Raw genomic sequence first — 16058 nt, 5'->3', positions numbered from 1 at the left:
AAGTTTCCCTAAACAACATTAAGAAAAAGTAGTTTTTTTTATGACTCGTCTCCCGCCATCATGGGCCCCTCTTGCTCGGAGAGGGAATACGCGCCGCATTCTGATACGGGTCGCCCTTGATGATTGCCTTCCCCAGAGCCTATCCATTGGGAGTTGCTATGCCATTGATGACACCACAGATCGCACCCGGCGTGACCGCCCTGGCACCGGGATTTCGGGCCCTGAGCATTCTGGTCGACGGGGCCCCCATCGTCGATGCCGAGGTCGGCAGCCGGGCGCTGGTGCGGGCCTGCCAGTCGGTCGCGGCGGGGGAGGCCCCCTGGGCGCAGGATCACCTCGATGCCTGGGACCAGGTGTTCAAGCGCTTCGGCGCCAAGCCCCAGCGTTTTCCCTGCTCGGCCCAGGCCCTGCGCAAGCGGGCGCTGCGGGACGGCTCGCTGCCCTGCATCGATCCCGTGGTGGATCTCTACAACGCCATCAGCATCGAGTACGCCATCCCGGTGGGCGGCGAGGACTTGACCGCCTACGAGGGGGCGCCGCGCCTCATCGTCGCCGACGGCAGCGAGCTGTTCGATACCATGAAGGAAGGGGTGCCCGCCCATGAGAGTCCGGAGCCCGGCGAAGTGGTGTGGCGCGACGACAGGGGCGTGACCTGTCGGCGCTGGAACTGGCGGCAAGGAGTCAGAACCCGGCTCAGCGTCGAGTCCGGCCAGATGTGGTTTATCCTGGAAAGCCTGCCACCAATGCCGCTGGCAGCGCTGCAGGAGGCCGGCGATCGGCTGATCGAGGGCCTGAGGCAGATGATGCCGGAGGCCCGCATCGAACATGAGCTGATCGGTTGCCTGACGGAAGCATAAGGTTGGCCCAGACATAAAAAGGGAAGAAAGAGGATGGCCACCCTGAGTGGCCATTTTTTATGCGCGCTGCTCGGGGATTAGCGAGAGCCGACCTGTCAATAAATGCTGAATCCAGGCAGATTGATATGCTGCTTTATATCCATTTTTTCAGATAAAAATGATGAAAAATCGATTCTGGTAGTGATATGTCGGCATGGGTCAGTACACGGGGCACAGCGATGGCAAAGGGGATCGGTCAGTCCGATCCCCTTGTCTTTGCTTAGCCGATAAATTTCAGCCCCAGTATGCCGCCGATGATCAGCATCAGGCAGAGCACCCGCGCCAGGGTGGCGGGCTCGTTGAACAGCCAGATCCCCATCAGCACTGTGCCGACGGCGCCGATGCCGGTCCAGACCGCGTAGGCGGTGCCGAGCGGCAACTGTTTGACCGCCATGGCGAGCAAGAACACGCTCACCCCCATGGCAGAGAGGGTCAGCAGGGTGGGGAGGGGACGGCTGAAGCCGTCGGTGTATTTGAGGCCTATGGCCCAGGCGACCTCGAACAGGCCAGCCAGTAGCAGGAGTAACCAGGGCATGGTGAATTCCAGCGGGGCAGGGTCGTCCCTGCGGGGAGAGGAGCCTCGGGGTCGTCCCCGAGGGGCAGTGCGACTGCCAATCAGCGCCAATCATGCCCCAAAGCGGGTCTGGCTGCCAAGTGCCGCCGCCAAGGGAGGTGACGGCGGTGGATATTGCGGCAATCGACACAGAATATTGCGCAATTCGACTTGCGCCCGCCGCGACAATCCGTAATGTGGACAGACGCAGTTTTTGCAAATCAATCATGTGACAAACTTGTGAACGGGCCCGCGTCCGGCAAGGGGTCACGGTGTATGACGCTTCGTTTTTAATAGCAGCTATCCAGGGTAGGACATTATGAAAAAAGTAGGTTTGGTCGGTTGGCGTGGCATGGTGGGTTCGGTGCTGATGAGCCGGATGCAGGAAGAGAAAGATTTTGCCCGCATTCAACCCACCTTCTTCACCACCTCCCAGGCCGGTGAGGCCGCCCCCAACTTCGGCGTCGATGCCGGCACCTTGCAGGATGCCTTCGATCTCGAGGCGCTGGCCGCGCAGGAGATCATCATCACGGCCCAGGGCGGCGACTACACCAAGGATGTCTATCCGCGTCTGCTGGCTGCCGGCTGGAAAGGCTACTGGATCGATGCCGCCTCCTCCCTGCGCATGGAGAAGGACGCCGTCATCATCCTGGATCCGGTCAACGGCGACGTCATCGAACAGGCCCTGAACAACGGCGTCAAGACCTTCGTCGGTGGCAACTGCACCGTCAGCCTGATGACGCTGGCCCTCGGCGGCCTGTTCAAGGCCGATCTGGTGGAGTGGGTGAGCGTGGCCACCTATCAGGCCGCTTCCGGTGGCGGTGCCCGTCACATGCGCGAGCTGGTCACCCAGATGGGCCTGCTGCGCGACGAAGTGGCGGTGGAGCTGGCGGATCCCGCCTCCGCCATCCTCGACATCGAGCGCAAGATCACCGAGAAGACCCGCTCTGGCACCTTGCCGGTGGACAACTTCGGCGTGCCGCTGGCCGGTGGTCTCATCCCCTGGATCGACACCAAGCTCGACAATGGCCAGAGCCGTGAAGAGTGGAAGGGCCAGGCCGAGACCAACAAGATCCTCGGCATCGAAGACGCTGCCATCCCGGTAGACGGCCTCTGCGTACGGATCGGCGCCCTGCGTTGCCACAGCCAGGCCTTCACCATCAAGTTGAAGAAGGATGTGCCGCTGGCCGAGATCGAGGCACTGATCGCGGCTCACAACGACTGGGTCAAGGTGATCCCGAACGATCGCGACATCACCGCTCGCGAGCTGACCCCGGCCGCCGTCACCGGCACCCTCAGCATCCCGGTGGGCCGTCTGCGCAAGCTCAACATGGGGCCGGAATACTTGGCCGCCTTCACCGTGGGTGATCAACTGTTGTGGGGCGCCGCCGAGCCCCTGCGCCGCATGCTGAACATCTTGCTGGCGCGCTGATAGGCCGACGCCGCATATATTAAAGAAGGAAGGCTTGGCCTTCCTTTTTTGCGATCAACGCCCAATAAAAAACGGCAGCCTTGCGGCCTGCCGTTTTTCAATTTATTCAGTTTGACTCTTACATGTTCTGTGCTTCGTTTGGCACGATGACAGAGGCGTGATTTCCTTTCGGCCCCTGCTGCAGTTCAAAGTTGACTGCCTGACCTGCTTTCAAGGTCTTGTAACCTTCCATTTGTATCGTGGAGTAGTGAGCGAAGATATCTTCACCACCGCCTTCCGGACAGATAAACCCAAATCCTTTTGCGTTGTTGAACCACTTGACTGTTCCGGTTGCCATACATCTACATCCTTTTATTGATTACCCTGAAGTCGTTGAGTAACCTGCGCCAGCCTTATATAACTAGAACATCAGCCCATAGCAGACGGGCGCCGATTAGCAAGTAACCAATCTAGTCCAACTTTTGAGCGAGTCAAGAAGTTGTTAACAACCGATGTGATCTGGTTAACAAGTCTATTGACAATCTTCGACGAGACGGTAGTAATCTAGAGGTACCAAAGCGCAATTATGAGCAAGCAGAAAGAACTCTTTGCTAATGAAGAGATTGCACAAGCAGAGAAAACGAAGCTGCAACCGCCACCCATGTACAAGGTCGTGTTGAACAACGATGACTACACACCGATGGAGTTCGTGGTGGAGGTGCTGCAAAGGTTCTTTGGTATGGATCTGGACAAGGCCACTCAGGTGATGCTGAGCGTGCATTATAGTGGTAAGGGAGTCTGCGGCACATTTACCGCCGAGATTGCCGAGACCAAGATGGTCCAGGTAAACACCTACGCACGTAACAACGAACATCCACTGCTATGTACCATGGAAAAGGCTTGAATCTGATGACTTGATCGCGATAACGACACCGCATTGTTGTTGTACTGAGGGGAGGTGCCTATGTTGAACAAAGATCTAGAAAAGACGCTGAACGAAGCTTTCAAGCTGGCTCGTGACGAGCGCCACGAATTCATGACCGTCGAGCACCTGTTGTTAGCCCTGTTGGATAACAGCTCAGCCCATGAGGCGCTGAGTTCATGTGGTGCTGATGTGGAGTCGATGCGCAAGGAGATCCGCGCATTCATCAATCAAACTACCCCGCTCATCCCCCGCGATGATGAAGACCGTGAAACTCAACCGACCCTAGGCTTCCAGCGCGTGCTGCAACGGGCCGTGTTCCATGTCCAGTCGTCCGGTAACACCGAGGTGAGCGGCGCCAATGTGCTGGTCGCCATCTTCAGTGAGCAGGAGTCCCAGGCAGCCTATTTCCTGAAAAAAGCCGAAGTAAGCCGGCTGGATGTGGTGAACTTCCTCTCCCACGGGGTGCGCAAAGACAGCAAACCCGAGGGTGGTAGCGGCAACAATGCCGAGTCTGACGACGAGGTCTCCTCTGCCCAGATAGAGAGCTTTGCCACCAACCTCAATCAGCTGGTGCTGGAGGGGCGCATCGATCCGCTTATCGGCCGGGATCAGGAGCTGAGCCGTACCATCCAGGTCCTGTGTCGTCGCCGCAAGAACAACCCGCTGCTGGTGGGGGAGGCCGGTGTCGGCAAAACCGCCATCGCCGAGGGGCTGGCCTATCGCATCGTCAAGGGTGATGTGCCCGAGGTGATCGCAAACAGCACCATCTATTCGCTGGACATGGGCTCCCTGCTGGCGGGGACCAAGTATCGCGGCGATTTCGAGAAACGCCTCAAGGTGCTGCTCAAGCAGATTGAGCGTCAGGAAGGGGCCATCCTGTTTATCGACGAGATCCACACCATCATCGGTGCCGGGGCGGCATCTGGTGGTCAGCTGGACGCGGCCAACCTCATCAAGCCACTGCTCTCCAATGGCCTGCTGCGCTGTGTCGGTTCCACCACTTATCAGGAATATTCCCAGATCTTCGAAAAAGACAGGGCCTTGGCGCGTCGCTTCCAGAAGATCGACATCGTCGAGCCGAGTGTGGACGACACTACCCGTATCCTGATGGGGCTCAAGAGCCGCTATGAGTCGCACCACGGCGTGCGTTACACCGTCAAGGCCATCCGGGCCGCGGTGGAGCTCTCTGCCAAGTACATCAACGACCGCCACCTGCCGGACAAGGCGATCGATGTGATCGACGAGGCCGGGGCGGGTCAGCGTCTGCTGCCAGCCAGCAAGCGTAAGAAGGTGATCAATGTGCCGGAGATCGAGGCGATCGTGGCCAAGATTGCTCGCATCCCGGAAAAATCGGTCTCTTCCTCCGACAAGGAAGTGCTGAAGAACCTGGAGCGCAACCTCAAGATGGTGGTGTTTGGCCAAGACAAGGCCATCAGCGTGCTGACCGACGCCATCCGCCTGTCACGCTCCGGCCTCGGCAATGAGCGCCGACCCGTGGGTTGCTTCCTGTTTGCCGGCCCGACCGGGGTGGGCAAGACCGAAGTCACTCAGCAGCTCGGCAAGGCGCTGGGGGTCGAAGTACTGCGTTTTGACATGTCCGAATACATGGAGCGCCACACCGTCTCCCGGCTGATCGGGGCTCCTCCTGGCTATGTCGGCTTCGAGCAGGGGGGCTTGCTGACCGATTCGGTGCTCAAGCATCCGCACTCTGTGGTGCTGCTCGATGAGATCGAGAAGGCGCATCCGGATGTCTTCAACCTGCTGCTGCAGGTGATGGATAACGGGACCCTGACGGACAACAACGGACGTAAGGCCGATTTTCGCAACGTGATCCTGGTGATGACCACCAACGCGGGGGTACAGGAGACCCAGCGCAAGTCCATCGGCTTCCAGCAACAGGACATGAGCCACGACGCCATGGTGGTGATCAACAAGACCTTCAGCCCGGAATTCCGCAACCGGCTGGATCACACCATCTGGTTCAATCATCTGGACATGACAGTGATCCACCAGGTGGTCGACAAGTTCATCGTCGAATTGCAGGTACAGCTGGACGCCAAAGGCGTGTCACTCGAGGTATCCGAAGAGGTGCGCCACTGGCTGGCAGAGAAGGGTTACGATCGAGCAATGGGTGCCAGACCCATGGGACGGGTCATTCAGGAGCACCTCAAGAAGCCGCTGGCCAATGAGATCCTGTTTGGTTCACTGGTCGACGGTGGGGTGGTGAAAGTGGAGTTGGTGGATAACAGCCTCAGCTTTGACTTTCAGGTCAATGTTGAAGCTGTCTCCCACTAAGTACGTTCAATACCAGAAATGACAAAAAACCCCAGCCGAGAGGCTGGGGTTTTTTGCTGAATTCCTGGCTTAGCGAGAGCGGAAAACAATACGTCCCTTGGAGAGATCGTACGGAGTCAGAGCCACCGTTACTTTGTCCCCAGTCAGGATACGGATGTAGTTTTTGCGCATCTTGCCGGAAATATGAGCGATAACCACGTGACCATTTTCCAGTTCCACACGGAACATGGTATTGGGCAAGGTTTCGAGAATGGTACCCTGCATCTCAATACTGTCTTCTTTAGCCATTGAATCCTCTTGATAAGCCACAACAAAAAACCGCTGGATCATGCCGGATTTAAGGCTATGTGTAAAGTTTACTCGGGCTTGGTGTCGAATTTTTTCCATTCTCCCTGCACCAGCAGCTCGTGGGGCAGGTATTGGCGCTTGTAATTCATCTTGCGGCACGCCTCCACCAGATAGCCCAGATACAGCCAGCTGCGACCGGTGCGTCGGGCAAGTTCCAACTGACTCAGAATGGCGAAGGTACCGAGGGAGCGATCGGCATAGTCCGGATCGAAGAAGGTGTACATGGCGCTCAGGGCGTGGGGCAGCATGTCCGTCGTGGCGACCCCGATGAGTCGTCCCTCTTTACGCATCTCCAGATAAAGCGGCGGCATCCAGTCGCAATGCAGGAAGCCTTTGTACTGGGTGCGGCTCGGCGGGTACATGCTGCCATCGCGGTGACGCTCGCGAATGTAGCGCTCGTAGAGCTGATAATATTCGGGCTTGTCGTCGTAGCTCAGCACGAGCTCGAGATCCTTGTTCAGCTGGCGAATGCGTTTCTGGCCGCGACTCGGCACGAAACGCTCGCTGTGGATACGCAAGGACTGGCAGGCACTGCAGGCCGGGCAGTGGGGGCGATAGATGTCGTTGCCGCTGCGCCGAAAGCCCGCCGTCAGCAGCCGCTCGTAGCCCGCGGCATTGAGCAGTTCGTGATCCATCAGCACCAGCAGTTGTTCCTGCTCGTGGCCGAGGTAGCTGCAGGGATGTTTGGGGGTCAAGCCGACCTTGAGGATCACTTCTTCAGTCATAGGCTGATGCTCCCAGCTTGCCAGCAGCCATCGGTCAGTCGCTGTTGACTTAGACTCGTCAGGGCCGTCAGAAACTGGCGTCTGGGCCACTGCTCTATTCCCAGGGTGGCCAGAAAGTCGTTTTGCATCTGACAGTCGATGAGGGCGCCGCCATGGCGGGCGAAGTGACGGCAGAGCGCCACCATAGCCAGCTTGGCGCCATTATCGATGCGGCTGAACATGGACTCGCCACAGAAGACGCGACCGAGGGAGAGACCGTAGAGCCCGGCCTGCAACTGGCCGTTCTGCCAGATCTCGATGGAGTGGGCGTGGCCCAAGTGGTGAAGTTGCTGATAGGCGTCGATCATGGGCGTGCTTATCCAGGTTCCACTGGCACTGCGACGGGGTGCGGCGCAGGCCGCTATCACCTCATTAAAGGCGCAATCGATGGAAATATCGAATGAGGTTCGGCGGATAAACTTGTGCAGGCTGCGCCCTATGTGCAGCCGCTCGGGCTCGACGACGCCTCTGGGATCCGGCGACCACCACAGCAGGGGCTGGTGTGGCTCATTCCACGGGAAGATCCCCCTGTGATAAGCTGCCAGCAAGCGGTCAGGGGTGAGATCGCCGCCGATGGCCAGCAGGCCGTTGGGCTCTTCCAGCGCATGGCTGGGGGAGGGGAACCAGCACAGCTCATCATCCAGTTGGGTAAGATAGCGAGACATAAGACAGAGGTTCATAGATGAAGGCCATTATCCTGATAGTATCCAGCTTGCTCGGCTTTGTCACGGCGCCCACCTGGGCTGCGCCCTATGAGCGCAACACGGCGCGCCCCGTGGATCAGGTGGTGTTTGGCCAGGTGGACACGGTGCGCAACATCACCCAGCGCCAGATGGTGGAGTCCGAGCATTCCGGCTGGAAGACCCTGGGGGGCGCCGTGCTCGGCGGCCTGCTTGGCAACCAGTTTGGTGGTGGTCATGGGCGGGAGATCGCCACCGCGGTGGGGGCCCTGGCGGGGGCGGCCGCGGCCCAGCAGTATCAGTCTGGCGGCAGCGTGGTGGAGAACAAGCTGGTGGAGCTGCTGATCCGCAATGAGCAGGACGGGCTTATCAACGTGATCCAGGATTACGATCCGGCCATGGTGTTCGCCAGTGGCGACAAGGTGCGGATCCTCTACTTCAGCGATGGGGTGCGGGTCGACAAGACCTATTGAGTCAGGCCATCTGTCGGGAAGAGAAAGCAAGAAGAGAGATTAAAAGCGGGAAGAATAACCCGGCAGCCCCTGCGAGGGGGGCCGGGCGGTACTACACGGAATGCCCCTGTCAGGCAGAGGAGTCCTGAGACACTATCTTGTCGCGGCCGGTGTTCTTCGCCTGATACAACTGGCGATCCGCCTCGCTGAGCGCCTCGTCCATGGAGAGCCGCCCGACGTTGATGACGCCAAAACTGGCGCGCACGAACAGCGATATCTCCCGGGACAGCGGCTGCTGACGCATCTGCTGGCGTAGCCCCTCCAGTCGTTTGAGCAACACGGGCACGGTGCAATGGGGCACCATCAGGGCAAACTCCTCTCCTCCGAAGCGGGCAATCATGGCGTCGGGGAAGAACTGGGTGAGCAGGCGGGTCAGGTGGCAGAGCAGCAGATCACCGATGGCATGGCCCCAGTGATCGTTGACTTGCTTGAAGTGATCCACGTCGAGCACACACAGGGTGAGCTGCGTCTGCTGGCGCTGATGCTCCTCGAACCACTTCTGTCCCTCGTTGAACCAGTAGCGCCGGTTGTAGAGCCCGGTCAGGTAGTCGCGGTTGGCCGACTCCTGGATGCTGTTGAATTGCTCCAGTGCCTCCAGATTGTGGCTGACCCGGCACTGCAGCTCCTCGGGTTCGAACGGCTGGTTGAGAAAGTCGTTCGCGCCCTGCTTGAGGTAACGGGCGGAGAGGCCGCGCTTGTCCGACACCGAGATGCCGATGATGGCGAGCCGCTGTTTGCTGTAGCGCTCTCGCAGCATGCGCACCAGGCTGATACCGTCGATCTCCGGCATGTAGTAGTCCACCAGCATCAGCCGAATGGCGGGATGCTGCTCGAGGATGGCCAGGGCGTCGCGAGCGCTGGTGGCCTCGTGCACCTGCAACAGCTGCTTGCGCAACTGGGCCATGGTGCGGTGACGGGCGGTACGGGAGTCATCGACCACCAGCACCTCGATGGCCTGGTTGAGGTAGAGACGGTGTACCAGGCTGACGGCGTATTGCAGGGAGTGGCGCGAATCCTTCATCACGTAATCCATCACCCCGGCCTCCAGCCAGGCTTCCCGCTTCTCCTCGCTGATGTCGGCGGTGAGGATCACCACCGGCAGACCCTGGGTCAGCAGCACATTGACCGCCTCTCCGTTGGGGGCATCCGGCAGGGTGAGATCCACCAGGGCGACCACGTACTCCTCTCCCTGACAGTGGCTGGCGCCCGCCAGGGTATCGAAGGCGTCGATTTCTAGCCCGGTTTGCTGGGTGATGGCCTGGATCAGCATGCGACGGATCGTCAGGCTGTCTTCGACTATCAATATTTTTCGTTTCATCCGGCTCCTTAAAACAAAAGGGCATGCCTCTTGGCATGCCCTTTATATCCTTGTGCTTATTGTGCGTCCAGATACCGTTCTGCATCCAGTGCCGCCATGCAACCTGTGCCGGCGGAGGTGATCGCCTGACGGTAGACATGGTCGGCCACGTCCCCTGCGGCAAACACGCCCGGGATGCTGGTCTGGGTCGCAAAGCCTTCCAGGCCGCCACGCACCTTGAGATAACCGTTCTCCATGGCCAGCTGGCCGGCGAAGATCTGGGTGTTGGGCTGGTGGCCGATGGCGATGAAGACGCCCATCAGCGGCAGCTCGGAGGTGGACTCATCCCGGGTGCTGCGCAGGCGCACGCCGGTTACGCCCATGTTGTCACCCAGCACTTCATCCAGGGTCTGGTGGGTGTGCAGCACTATGTTGCCGCTGGCCACCTTGTCGTGCAGGCGCTTGATCAGGATCTTCTCGGCGCGGAACTCGTCGCGGCGATGAATGAGGTGCACCTTCTTGGCGATGTTGGCCAGATAGAGTGCCTCTTCCACGGCGGTGTTGCCGCCGCCGATCACGGCCACTTCCTGATTGCGATAGAAGAAACCGTCGCAGGTAGCGCAGGCGGAGACGCCACGGCCCTTGAAGGCCTCTTCGGAGGGCAGCCCCAGATACTTGGCGGAGGCGCCGGTGGCGATGATCAGCGCATCGCAGCTGTATTCGCCGTTGTCACCCTTGAGGCGGAACGGACGCTGGGTCAGCTCTACCTCGTTGATGTGATCGAACAGGATACGGGTATCGAATTTTTCCGCATGGGCCTGCATGCGCTCCATCAGGGCCGGACCGGTCAGCCCTTCCGCATCACCCGGCCAGTTTTCCACTTCGGTGGTGGTGGTCAGCTGACCACCTTGCTGCATGCCGGTGATGAGCAGGGGATTGAGGTTGGCGCGGGCGGCATAGACGGCGGCGGTATAACCGGCGGGGCCTGACCCCAGGATCAGCAGTTTGCTGTGAGTAACTTGGCTCATGATGTGATTTCCGAGACGTGTTGAGTTTGCGCGATTGTAGGTAATTCGTGATCCGGGGTCAAAGGCCAGCGCATCGATTGTGGCAATCGCTATCGAGGGGGGAGGGGCTGGGGTTAGGCCATAAAAAAACCGCCCATCGCGGGCGGATTTTCACTCATCGCTTCCCCTTGCGGGGGGCGATCAGTTCAACAGGGTCAGGGGGTCTGTGTAGGCCAGACTGTGCGCCTCGGCCACTTCCCGGCAGGTGATCTTGCCTTCCATCACGTTCAGCCCGTGCAGCAGGTGGGGATCTCCCAGCAGGGCCTTGCGATAACCCTGCTCGGCCAGCCGGATGATGAAGGGCAGGGTGGCGTTGTTGAGGGCCACGGTGGAGGTTCTGGCCACGGCGCCCGGCATGTTGGCCACGCAGTAGTGCACCACCTCGTCGACGATGAAGGTCGGATCCTGGTGGGTGGTGGCGTGGGAGGTTTCCACGCAGCCGCCCTGATCGATGGCCACGTCGACCACGGCCGAGCCCGGCTTCATGCGCGCAATGTGGTCACGGCTGACAAGTTTTGGCGCAGTGGCACCGGGCACCAGCACGCCGCCGATGACCAGATCCGCCGCCAATATGTGGCGCTCCAGGGTCTCGCGGTTGGAGTAAACCACCTTGGCCGCACCCTGGAACTCGCTGTCGAGGCGACGCAGGGTATCGATGTTGTTGTCGAGTATGGTGACATCGGCGCGCAGGCCGATGGCCATGCGGGCTGCGTTCGAACCCACTACACCACCACCGATGATCACCACCTTGGCCGGCTCGACCCCGGGTACGCCGCCGAGCAGCATGCCGCTACCGCCGCGGGACTTCTCCAGCGCCTGGGCACCGGCTTGAATAGACATGCGTCCGGCCACCTCCGACATGGGGGCCAGCAGCGGCAGGCCGCCGCGGCTGTCGGTGACGGTTTCATAGGCGATGCAGACCGCGCCGCTGTCCTGCAATTCCCGGGTCTGGGCCAGGTCTGGCGCCAGATGCAGGTAGGTGAACAGGGTCTGGCCGGGACGCAGCATGGCACGCTCGACCGCCTGGGGCTCCTTGACCTTGACGATCATCTCAGCTTTGGCGAAAACATCGCCAGCGGAGGCCAAAATTTCGGCTCCAGCAGCCAGATAATCTGCATCACTGAAGCCAATGCCACTTCCTGCACCGCTTTGGACGAAAACAGTATGGTTTCGTGCTGTTAGTTCACGTACACTGGCTGGAACCATGCCTACGCGATATTCATGGTTTTTTATTTCCTTAGGTACACCGATAATCATGCTATCCCTCGTCTATCGATTGGTGGTTTATGTTGCTGGAATGTTAAGTGGCATTTGCGCCTAGTATATTCAGGTATTGACAGGATTTGTGACCATAATTATAAGATAGCTGGTGATTCTTACCAAAAAATAGCCAAAGGATGGAATTAAATGATGGAAGCTAAGAGTCGGCTAAAGGATTTGGACAGGATTGACCGCAACATTCTGAACGAACTGCAAAAGGACGGCAGGATTTCGAATGTTGAGTTGTCCAAACGAGTTGGCCTGAGTCCTACACCGTGTCTGGAACGGGTTCGTCGCCTTGAGCGACAAGGTTATATCGAAGGGTATGCCGCTATTCTGAACCCTCATTATCTGGATGCGTCTCTGTTGGTATTCGTGGAGATTACCCTCAATCGTGGCGCCCCCGATGTATTCGAGCAGTTCAACAAGGCTGTTCAGGTGCTCGAAGAGATCCAGGAATGCCACTTGGTCTCCGGTGATTTTGACTATCTGCTCAAGACCCGCGTCAGCGACATGTCGGCTTACCGCCGCTTGCTTGGGGAGACGCTGCTGCGTCTGCCCGGGGTCAACGACACCCGCACCTACGTGGTGATGGAAGAAGTCAAGCAGAGTAGTCGTCTGGTGATCAGCACCCGCTAAGCGGGTTATGCTGTGACTTGCAAGTTCCATGACGAGTCACGATAGTCAGAAACGAGCGGCTGGTCCGCTCGTTTCTTCTTATGGCGTATTCATGTTATTACCGTATTCATAGCCCGCCTCAGGCACAGGCTGACAATGGGTGGGCTTTTCAGGGATACTAGGCCCCCTATCCCCGCATTACATGTTTTCAGAAAGGAGCCGGAGTTTGGCCGATAAAAAGCTGTTTACTCCTTTATCAGGTACACAACGGATCTTCGAGGCCGTCTTGATCGCCATCACCCTGATGGCTGCCTATCTCTTGCTTGCCCTCTTGACCTATCACCCCGCCGATCCCGGTTGGTCCCAGACCTCCTGGCAGGGGGAGGTGAAGAACCTGGCAGGCAGCGCCGGTGCCTGGCTCGCCGATATCACCATGTTTACCTTCGGTGCCTTCTCCTATCTGGTGCCTCCGCTGACGGTGCTGCTCGGCTGGAGCCTGTTCTGGCGCCCGAGCCGACTGCTGGAGGTGGACTATCTCACCCTGTCGGTGCGGATCATCGGTTTCGTGCTGACCGTGCTCGGCATGTCGGCCATCGCCAGCATGAACTTCAACGACTTGCAGAATTTCTCCGCCGGCGGCCTGGTAGGGGATGTCATCGCCTCTGCCGTGGTGCCGCTGTTTGGTGGCGTCGGTGCCAACCTGATGCTGCTCTGCTTCGTGGCCACCGGCATCACCCTGTTTACCGGCTGGTCCTGGCTCACCATAGTCGAGCGGATCGGGGCCACCTGTACCGGCAGCGTCAGCGCCGTCTACCACTTCCCCACCACCCTCGGCCGCTGGTTGACCGGGGGCTGGCGCCAGCCCCGCTATGAGGGGCCGGATCCCCTGTTGGAAGGGGGTGTGGGCGTCCTTGATCTGGATGACGAGGACGACGAGCCGCACAGCAGCTGGACGCGCAATCCCAAGGCCAAGGCTGGCGGCAAGGCCCAGAAGTCAAAATCGGACCAGTGGCTGCCGGAGCTCGACGAGGATACCTTCCAGTTCGATCCGCAGTTTGACGACGAAGAGGACGAGGCGTCCGCACCCAAGGCCAAGCGCGCCGCCAAAGCGCGCCCGCAGCAGGTGATGGCAAACGAGGACGAAGACGATCTCGATTTGCCCTGGGCGGAAGGGGATGAGGACGCCGTTGCTCCTGTCGCCGCAGCGCCCAAACCCAAGCGTCGCCCGCAGCCGGGCATGGCCCCCTTGCCGAGCGTCGAGTTGCTGGACAGGCCGCCCGCCAAGACCCAGATGATGAGCAAGGACGAGCTGGACCGCATGGGCCGGCTGGTGGAAGCCAAGCTCGCCGATTACAACGTGCAAGCCAAGGTGGTCGGCGTCTATCCGGGCCCCGTCATCACCCGCTTCGAGCTGGATCTCGCGCCTGGCATGAAGGCGAGCAAGATAACGAACTTGTCCCGCGATCTGGCCCGCTCTCTCTCCGCCAGCAGCGTGCGGGTGGTGGAAGTCATTCCGGGCAAGACCTTCGTCGGCATCGAGCTGCCCAACCGGGTGCGCCAGACCGTCTACCTGCGCGAGACTCTGGATTGCGAAGCCTTCCGCGATAGCCGTAACCCGCTCACCATGGGTCTGGGTCAGGACATCGCCGGGGAACCCGTGGTGGTCAACCTCGCCAAGATGCCGCACCTGCTGGTGGCCGGTACCACCGGTTCGGGCAAGTCGGTGGGGGTGAACACCATGATCATTTCGATGCTCTACAAGTCGTCCCCGGACGATCTGCGCTTCATCATGATCGATCCCAAGATGCTGGAGCTCTCGGTCTACGAGGGGATCCCGCACCTGCTGACCGAAGTCGTCACCGACATGAAGGACGCCGCCAACGCCCTGCGCTGGTGCGTGGGGGAGATGGAGCGTCGCTACAAGCTGATGTCCGCGGTCGGGGTGCGCAACCTCAAGGGGTACAACGATAAGGTGCTGGCCGCGGCCGCCGAGGGGCAACCACTGCGGGATCCCCTGTGGCGCCCTGGCGACTCCATGGATCAGATGCCACCCGAGCTCGAGAAGTTGCCCCACATAGTGGTGGTGGTGGACGAGTTCGCCGACATGATGATGATCGTCGGCAAGAAGGTGGAAGAGCTCATCGCCCGTATCGCCCAGAAGGCGCGGGCCGCCGGTATTCACCTCATCCTCGCGACCCAGCGTCCGTCGGTGGATGTGATCACCGGCCTCATCAAGGCCAACATCCCGACCCGGATCTCGTTCCAGGTGTCGAGCAAGATCGATTCCCGCACCATCCTGGATCAGGGCGGCGCCGAATCCCTGCTCGGCATGGGGGACATGCTCTACATGCCGGCCGGCACCTCCAACCCGACCCGGGTGCACGGTGCCTTCGTCGATGACCACGAGGTGCACAAGGTGGTGGCGGACTGGAAGCTGCGCGGTGAGCCAAACTACATCGACGAGATCCTCTCCGGCGAATCGGACGGCGAGGGCGGCGGTGGCGACTACGGCAGCAACGGCGATGAAGAGCTCGACGCTCTGTTCGACGAGGCGGTGGCCTTCGTGGTGGAATCCCGCCGTGGCTCCACCTCCAGCGTGCAGCGCAAGTTCAAAATAGGGTACAACCGGGCGGCCCGTCTCATCGAGCAGATGGAAAATCAGGGTATCGTCAGTGCCCCGGGCGGCAACGGTCAGCGCGACGTACTGGCCCCGCCGCCGGTGCGCGATTAAGCCTCCATATCATCCTGGCCATGTCTGCGGACATGGCCTTTTATCTGACCCTCTTGAACGGGAATCGTGATGAAAAAAGCATTATTGATGGGTTCTGTACTGCTGCTGGCCAGCAGCCAGGTGTGGGCCGATGCCGCCAGCGATCTCAAGCAGAAGCTGGCCGGCGTGAGCCTGTTCTCCGCCAAGTTTGCCCAGGTGGTCTATGACAGCAAGGGCAAGGAGCTGCAACGGGCCGGCGGCGATCTGCTGGTGCAGCGGCCGAACCGCTTCAACTGGCACACCACCACCCCGGACGAGAGTCTGATCGTGGCCGACGGCAAGGATGTCTGGGTCTACGATCCCTTCGTCGAGCAGGTCACCGCCCTCAAGCTCAAGGACGCGGTGCTTAACACCCCCTTCGTGCTGATCGCCGGCAACGACAACGCGCTCTGGAAGAACTACGACGTGACCCAGCAGGGGGACGTCTATACCGTCACCAGCCGTAACCAGGATGAGCTGATCGCCTCCTTCCGCATCACCTTCGATCGGCAGAACAACATCAGCCGCTTCGACGTGAAAGAGGCGCAGGGGCAGTGGAGTGAATTCACCCTGAGCGGCTTCAACCGCAAGCCGGTGCTCAAGGGCAACGAGTTCGTGTTCAAGGCTCCGAAGGGGGTCACGCTGGACGATCAGCGCTGATGAACACGCTGGAGTCGAATTTC

16 protein-coding genes are annotated in these 16058 nt (G+C 59.8%); 8 read left to right on the top strand and 8 right to left on the bottom strand.

What is annotated here, in order from left to right; genetic code table 11:
- The first annotated feature begins 158 nt into the window (after positions 1-158).
- Positions 159-857, top strand: coding sequence for a B3/B4 domain-containing protein (locus BN1124_RS02415; protein WP_042638711.1), 699 nt, complete (start codon positions 159-161; stop codon positions 855-857).
- 259 nt (positions 858-1116) lie between these two features.
- On the opposite strand, the gene sugE is transcribed toward BN1124_RS02415, so the two are convergent.
- Positions 1117-1431, bottom strand: coding sequence for a quaternary ammonium compound efflux SMR transporter SugE (sugE, locus tag BN1124_RS02410; RefSeq protein WP_042638709.1), 315 nt, complete (start codon positions 1429-1431; stop codon positions 1117-1119).
- A 337-nt stretch (positions 1432-1768) separates the two neighbouring features.
- On the opposite strand from sugE, the gene asd reads away from it, so the two are divergent.
- Positions 1769-2881, top strand: coding sequence for an aspartate-semialdehyde dehydrogenase (gene asd, locus BN1124_RS02405; RefSeq protein WP_042638707.1), 1113 nt, complete (start codon positions 1769-1771; stop codon positions 2879-2881).
- A 118-nt stretch (positions 2882-2999) separates the two neighbouring features.
- On the opposite strand, the gene cspD is transcribed toward asd, so the two are convergent.
- Entirely contained in the window at positions 3000-3218 is a 219-nt protein-coding gene (cspD, locus tag BN1124_RS02400) for a cold shock-like protein CspD (RefSeq protein ID WP_005300025.1), read from the bottom strand.
- Positions 3219-3446: 228 nt separating this feature from the next.
- Between cspD and clpS the strand changes: the two genes are divergently transcribed.
- Together clpS and clpA are read left to right on the top strand one after the other, a co-directional pair.
- Positions 3447-3764: an ATP-dependent Clp protease adapter ClpS gene (gene clpS / locus BN1124_RS02395; RefSeq protein ID WP_033129626.1), complete on the top strand. Its 318-nt coding sequence runs from the start codon at positions 3447-3449 to the stop codon at positions 3762-3764.
- Positions 3765-3824: 60 nt separating this feature from the next.
- Complete coding sequence (clpA, locus tag BN1124_RS02390) at positions 3825-6080, top strand: ATP-dependent Clp protease ATP-binding subunit ClpA (protein WP_042638705.1); 2256 nt, start codon at positions 3825-3827, stop codon at positions 6078-6080.
- 69 nt (positions 6081-6149) lie between these two features.
- On the opposite strand, the gene infA is transcribed toward clpA, so the two are convergent.
- The 3 genes from infA to aat form a co-directional block, all read right to left on the bottom strand.
- The gene (infA, locus tag BN1124_RS02385) at positions 6150-6368 is read right to left on the bottom strand and encodes a translation initiation factor IF-1 (protein ID WP_005300033.1); all 219 of its coding nucleotides are present in this window, start codon (positions 6366-6368) and stop codon (positions 6150-6152) included.
- A 68-nt stretch (positions 6369-6436) separates the two neighbouring features.
- Positions 6437-7153 carry an arginyltransferase gene (locus tag BN1124_RS02380; RefSeq protein ID WP_042638703.1) on the bottom strand — a complete coding sequence of 239 codons (717 nt, stop codon included), beginning with the start codon at positions 7151-7153 and terminating at the stop codon, positions 6437-6439.
- On the bottom strand, positions 7150-7857 hold the full coding sequence (gene aat, locus BN1124_RS02375) for a leucyl/phenylalanyl-tRNA--protein transferase (RefSeq protein WP_042638701.1): 708 nt from the start codon (positions 7855-7857) through the stop codon (positions 7150-7152). The genes BN1124_RS02380 and aat overlap by 4 nt, the downstream gene beginning before the upstream one ends.
- 17 nt (positions 7858-7874) lie before the next feature.
- Here aat and BN1124_RS02370 point away from each other — a divergent pair, with 17 nt between their 5' ends.
- Complete coding sequence (locus tag BN1124_RS02370) at positions 7875-8345, top strand: outer membrane lipoprotein (protein ID WP_042638699.1); 471 nt, start codon at positions 7875-7877, stop codon at positions 8343-8345.
- Positions 8346-8454: 109 nt separating this feature from the next.
- Here BN1124_RS02370 and BN1124_RS02365 read toward each other — a convergent pair whose 3' ends face one another.
- The 3 genes from BN1124_RS02365 to ald all read right to left on the bottom strand — a co-directional run bounded on the left by BN1124_RS02365 (position 8455) and on the right by ald (position 12005).
- Positions 8455-9702 (bottom strand): diguanylate cyclase, encoded by a 1248-nt coding sequence (locus BN1124_RS02365; RefSeq protein ID WP_042638697.1) that lies wholly within the window; start codon positions 9700-9702, stop codon positions 8455-8457.
- 56 nt (positions 9703-9758) lie between these two features.
- Entirely contained in the window at positions 9759-10709 is a 951-nt protein-coding gene (trxB, locus tag BN1124_RS02360) for a thioredoxin-disulfide reductase (protein WP_042638695.1), read from the bottom strand.
- Positions 10710-10889: 180 nt separating this feature from the next.
- Entirely contained in the window at positions 10890-12005 is a 1116-nt protein-coding gene (ald, locus tag BN1124_RS02355) for an alanine dehydrogenase (protein ID WP_042638693.1), read from the bottom strand.
- 150 nt (positions 12006-12155) lie between these two features.
- Between ald and lrp the strand changes: the two genes are divergently transcribed.
- From lrp to lolA, 3 genes are all read left to right on the top strand, one after another.
- Positions 12156-12647, top strand: coding sequence for a leucine-responsive transcriptional regulator Lrp (gene lrp, locus BN1124_RS02350; RefSeq protein WP_005300047.1), 492 nt, complete (start codon positions 12156-12158; stop codon positions 12645-12647).
- A gap of 205 nt (positions 12648-12852) precedes the next feature.
- Complete coding sequence (locus BN1124_RS02345) at positions 12853-15357, top strand: DNA translocase FtsK (protein WP_042638686.1); 2505 nt, start codon at positions 12853-12855, stop codon at positions 15355-15357.
- 69 nt (positions 15358-15426) lie between these two features.
- A complete protein-coding gene (lolA, locus tag BN1124_RS02340) occupies positions 15427-16035 on the top strand; it encodes an outer membrane lipoprotein periplasmic chaperone LolA (RefSeq protein ID WP_042638684.1) in 609 nt (202 codons plus the stop codon).
- Positions 16036-16058 lie beyond the last annotated feature (23 nt).

Origin of the sequence: Aeromonas eucrenophila (genome assembly GCF_000819865.1) — a bacterium.
GTDB lineage: Bacteria > Pseudomonadota > Gammaproteobacteria > Enterobacterales > Aeromonadaceae > Aeromonas > Aeromonas eucrenophila.
This window is presented reverse-complemented; position numbering and strand designations above follow the sequence as displayed.

Bases quoted from the DNA above. Each gene is read 5' to 3' on its own strand.
- BN1124_RS02415 (WP_042638711.1), top strand. From the start codon at position 159: ATGCCATTGATGACACCACAGATCGCACCCGGCGTGACCGCCCTGGCA.
- sugE (WP_042638709.1), bottom strand. From the start codon at position 1,431: ATGCCCTGGTTACTCCTGCTACTGGCTGGCCTGTTCGAGGTCGCCTGG.
- asd (WP_042638707.1), top strand. From the start codon at position 1,769: ATGAAAAAAGTAGGTTTGGTCGGTTGGCGTGGCATGGTGGGTTCGGTG.
- cspD (WP_005300025.1), bottom strand. From the start codon at position 3,218: ATGGCAACCGGAACAGTCAAGTGGTTCAACAACGCAAAAGGATTTGGG.
- clpS (WP_033129626.1), top strand. From the start codon at position 3,447: ATGAGCAAGCAGAAAGAACTCTTTGCTAATGAAGAGATTGCACAAGCA.
- clpA (WP_042638705.1), top strand. From the start codon at position 3,825: ATGTTGAACAAAGATCTAGAAAAGACGCTGAACGAAGCTTTCAAGCTG.
- infA (WP_005300033.1), bottom strand. From the start codon at position 6,368: ATGGCTAAAGAAGACAGTATTGAGATGCAGGGTACCATTCTCGAAACC.
- BN1124_RS02380 (WP_042638703.1), bottom strand. From the start codon at position 7,153: ATGACTGAAGAAGTGATCCTCAAGGTCGGCTTGACCCCCAAACATCCC.
- aat (WP_042638701.1), bottom strand. From the start codon at position 7,857: ATGTCTCGCTATCTTACCCAACTGGATGATGAGCTGTGCTGGTTCCCC.
- BN1124_RS02370 (WP_042638699.1), top strand. From the start codon at position 7,875: ATGAAGGCCATTATCCTGATAGTATCCAGCTTGCTCGGCTTTGTCACG.
- BN1124_RS02365 (WP_042638697.1), bottom strand. From the start codon at position 9,702: ATGAAACGAAAAATATTGATAGTCGAAGACAGCCTGACGATCCGTCGC.
- trxB (WP_042638695.1), bottom strand. From the start codon at position 10,709: ATGAGCCAAGTTACTCACAGCAAACTGCTGATCCTGGGGTCAGGCCCC.
- ald (WP_042638693.1), bottom strand. From the start codon at position 12,005: ATGATTATCGGTGTACCTAAGGAAATAAAAAACCATGAATATCGCGTA.
- lrp (WP_005300047.1), top strand. From the start codon at position 12,156: ATGATGGAAGCTAAGAGTCGGCTAAAGGATTTGGACAGGATTGACCGC.
- lolA (WP_042638684.1), top strand. From the start codon at position 15,427: ATGAAAAAAGCATTATTGATGGGTTCTGTACTGCTGCTGGCCAGCAGC.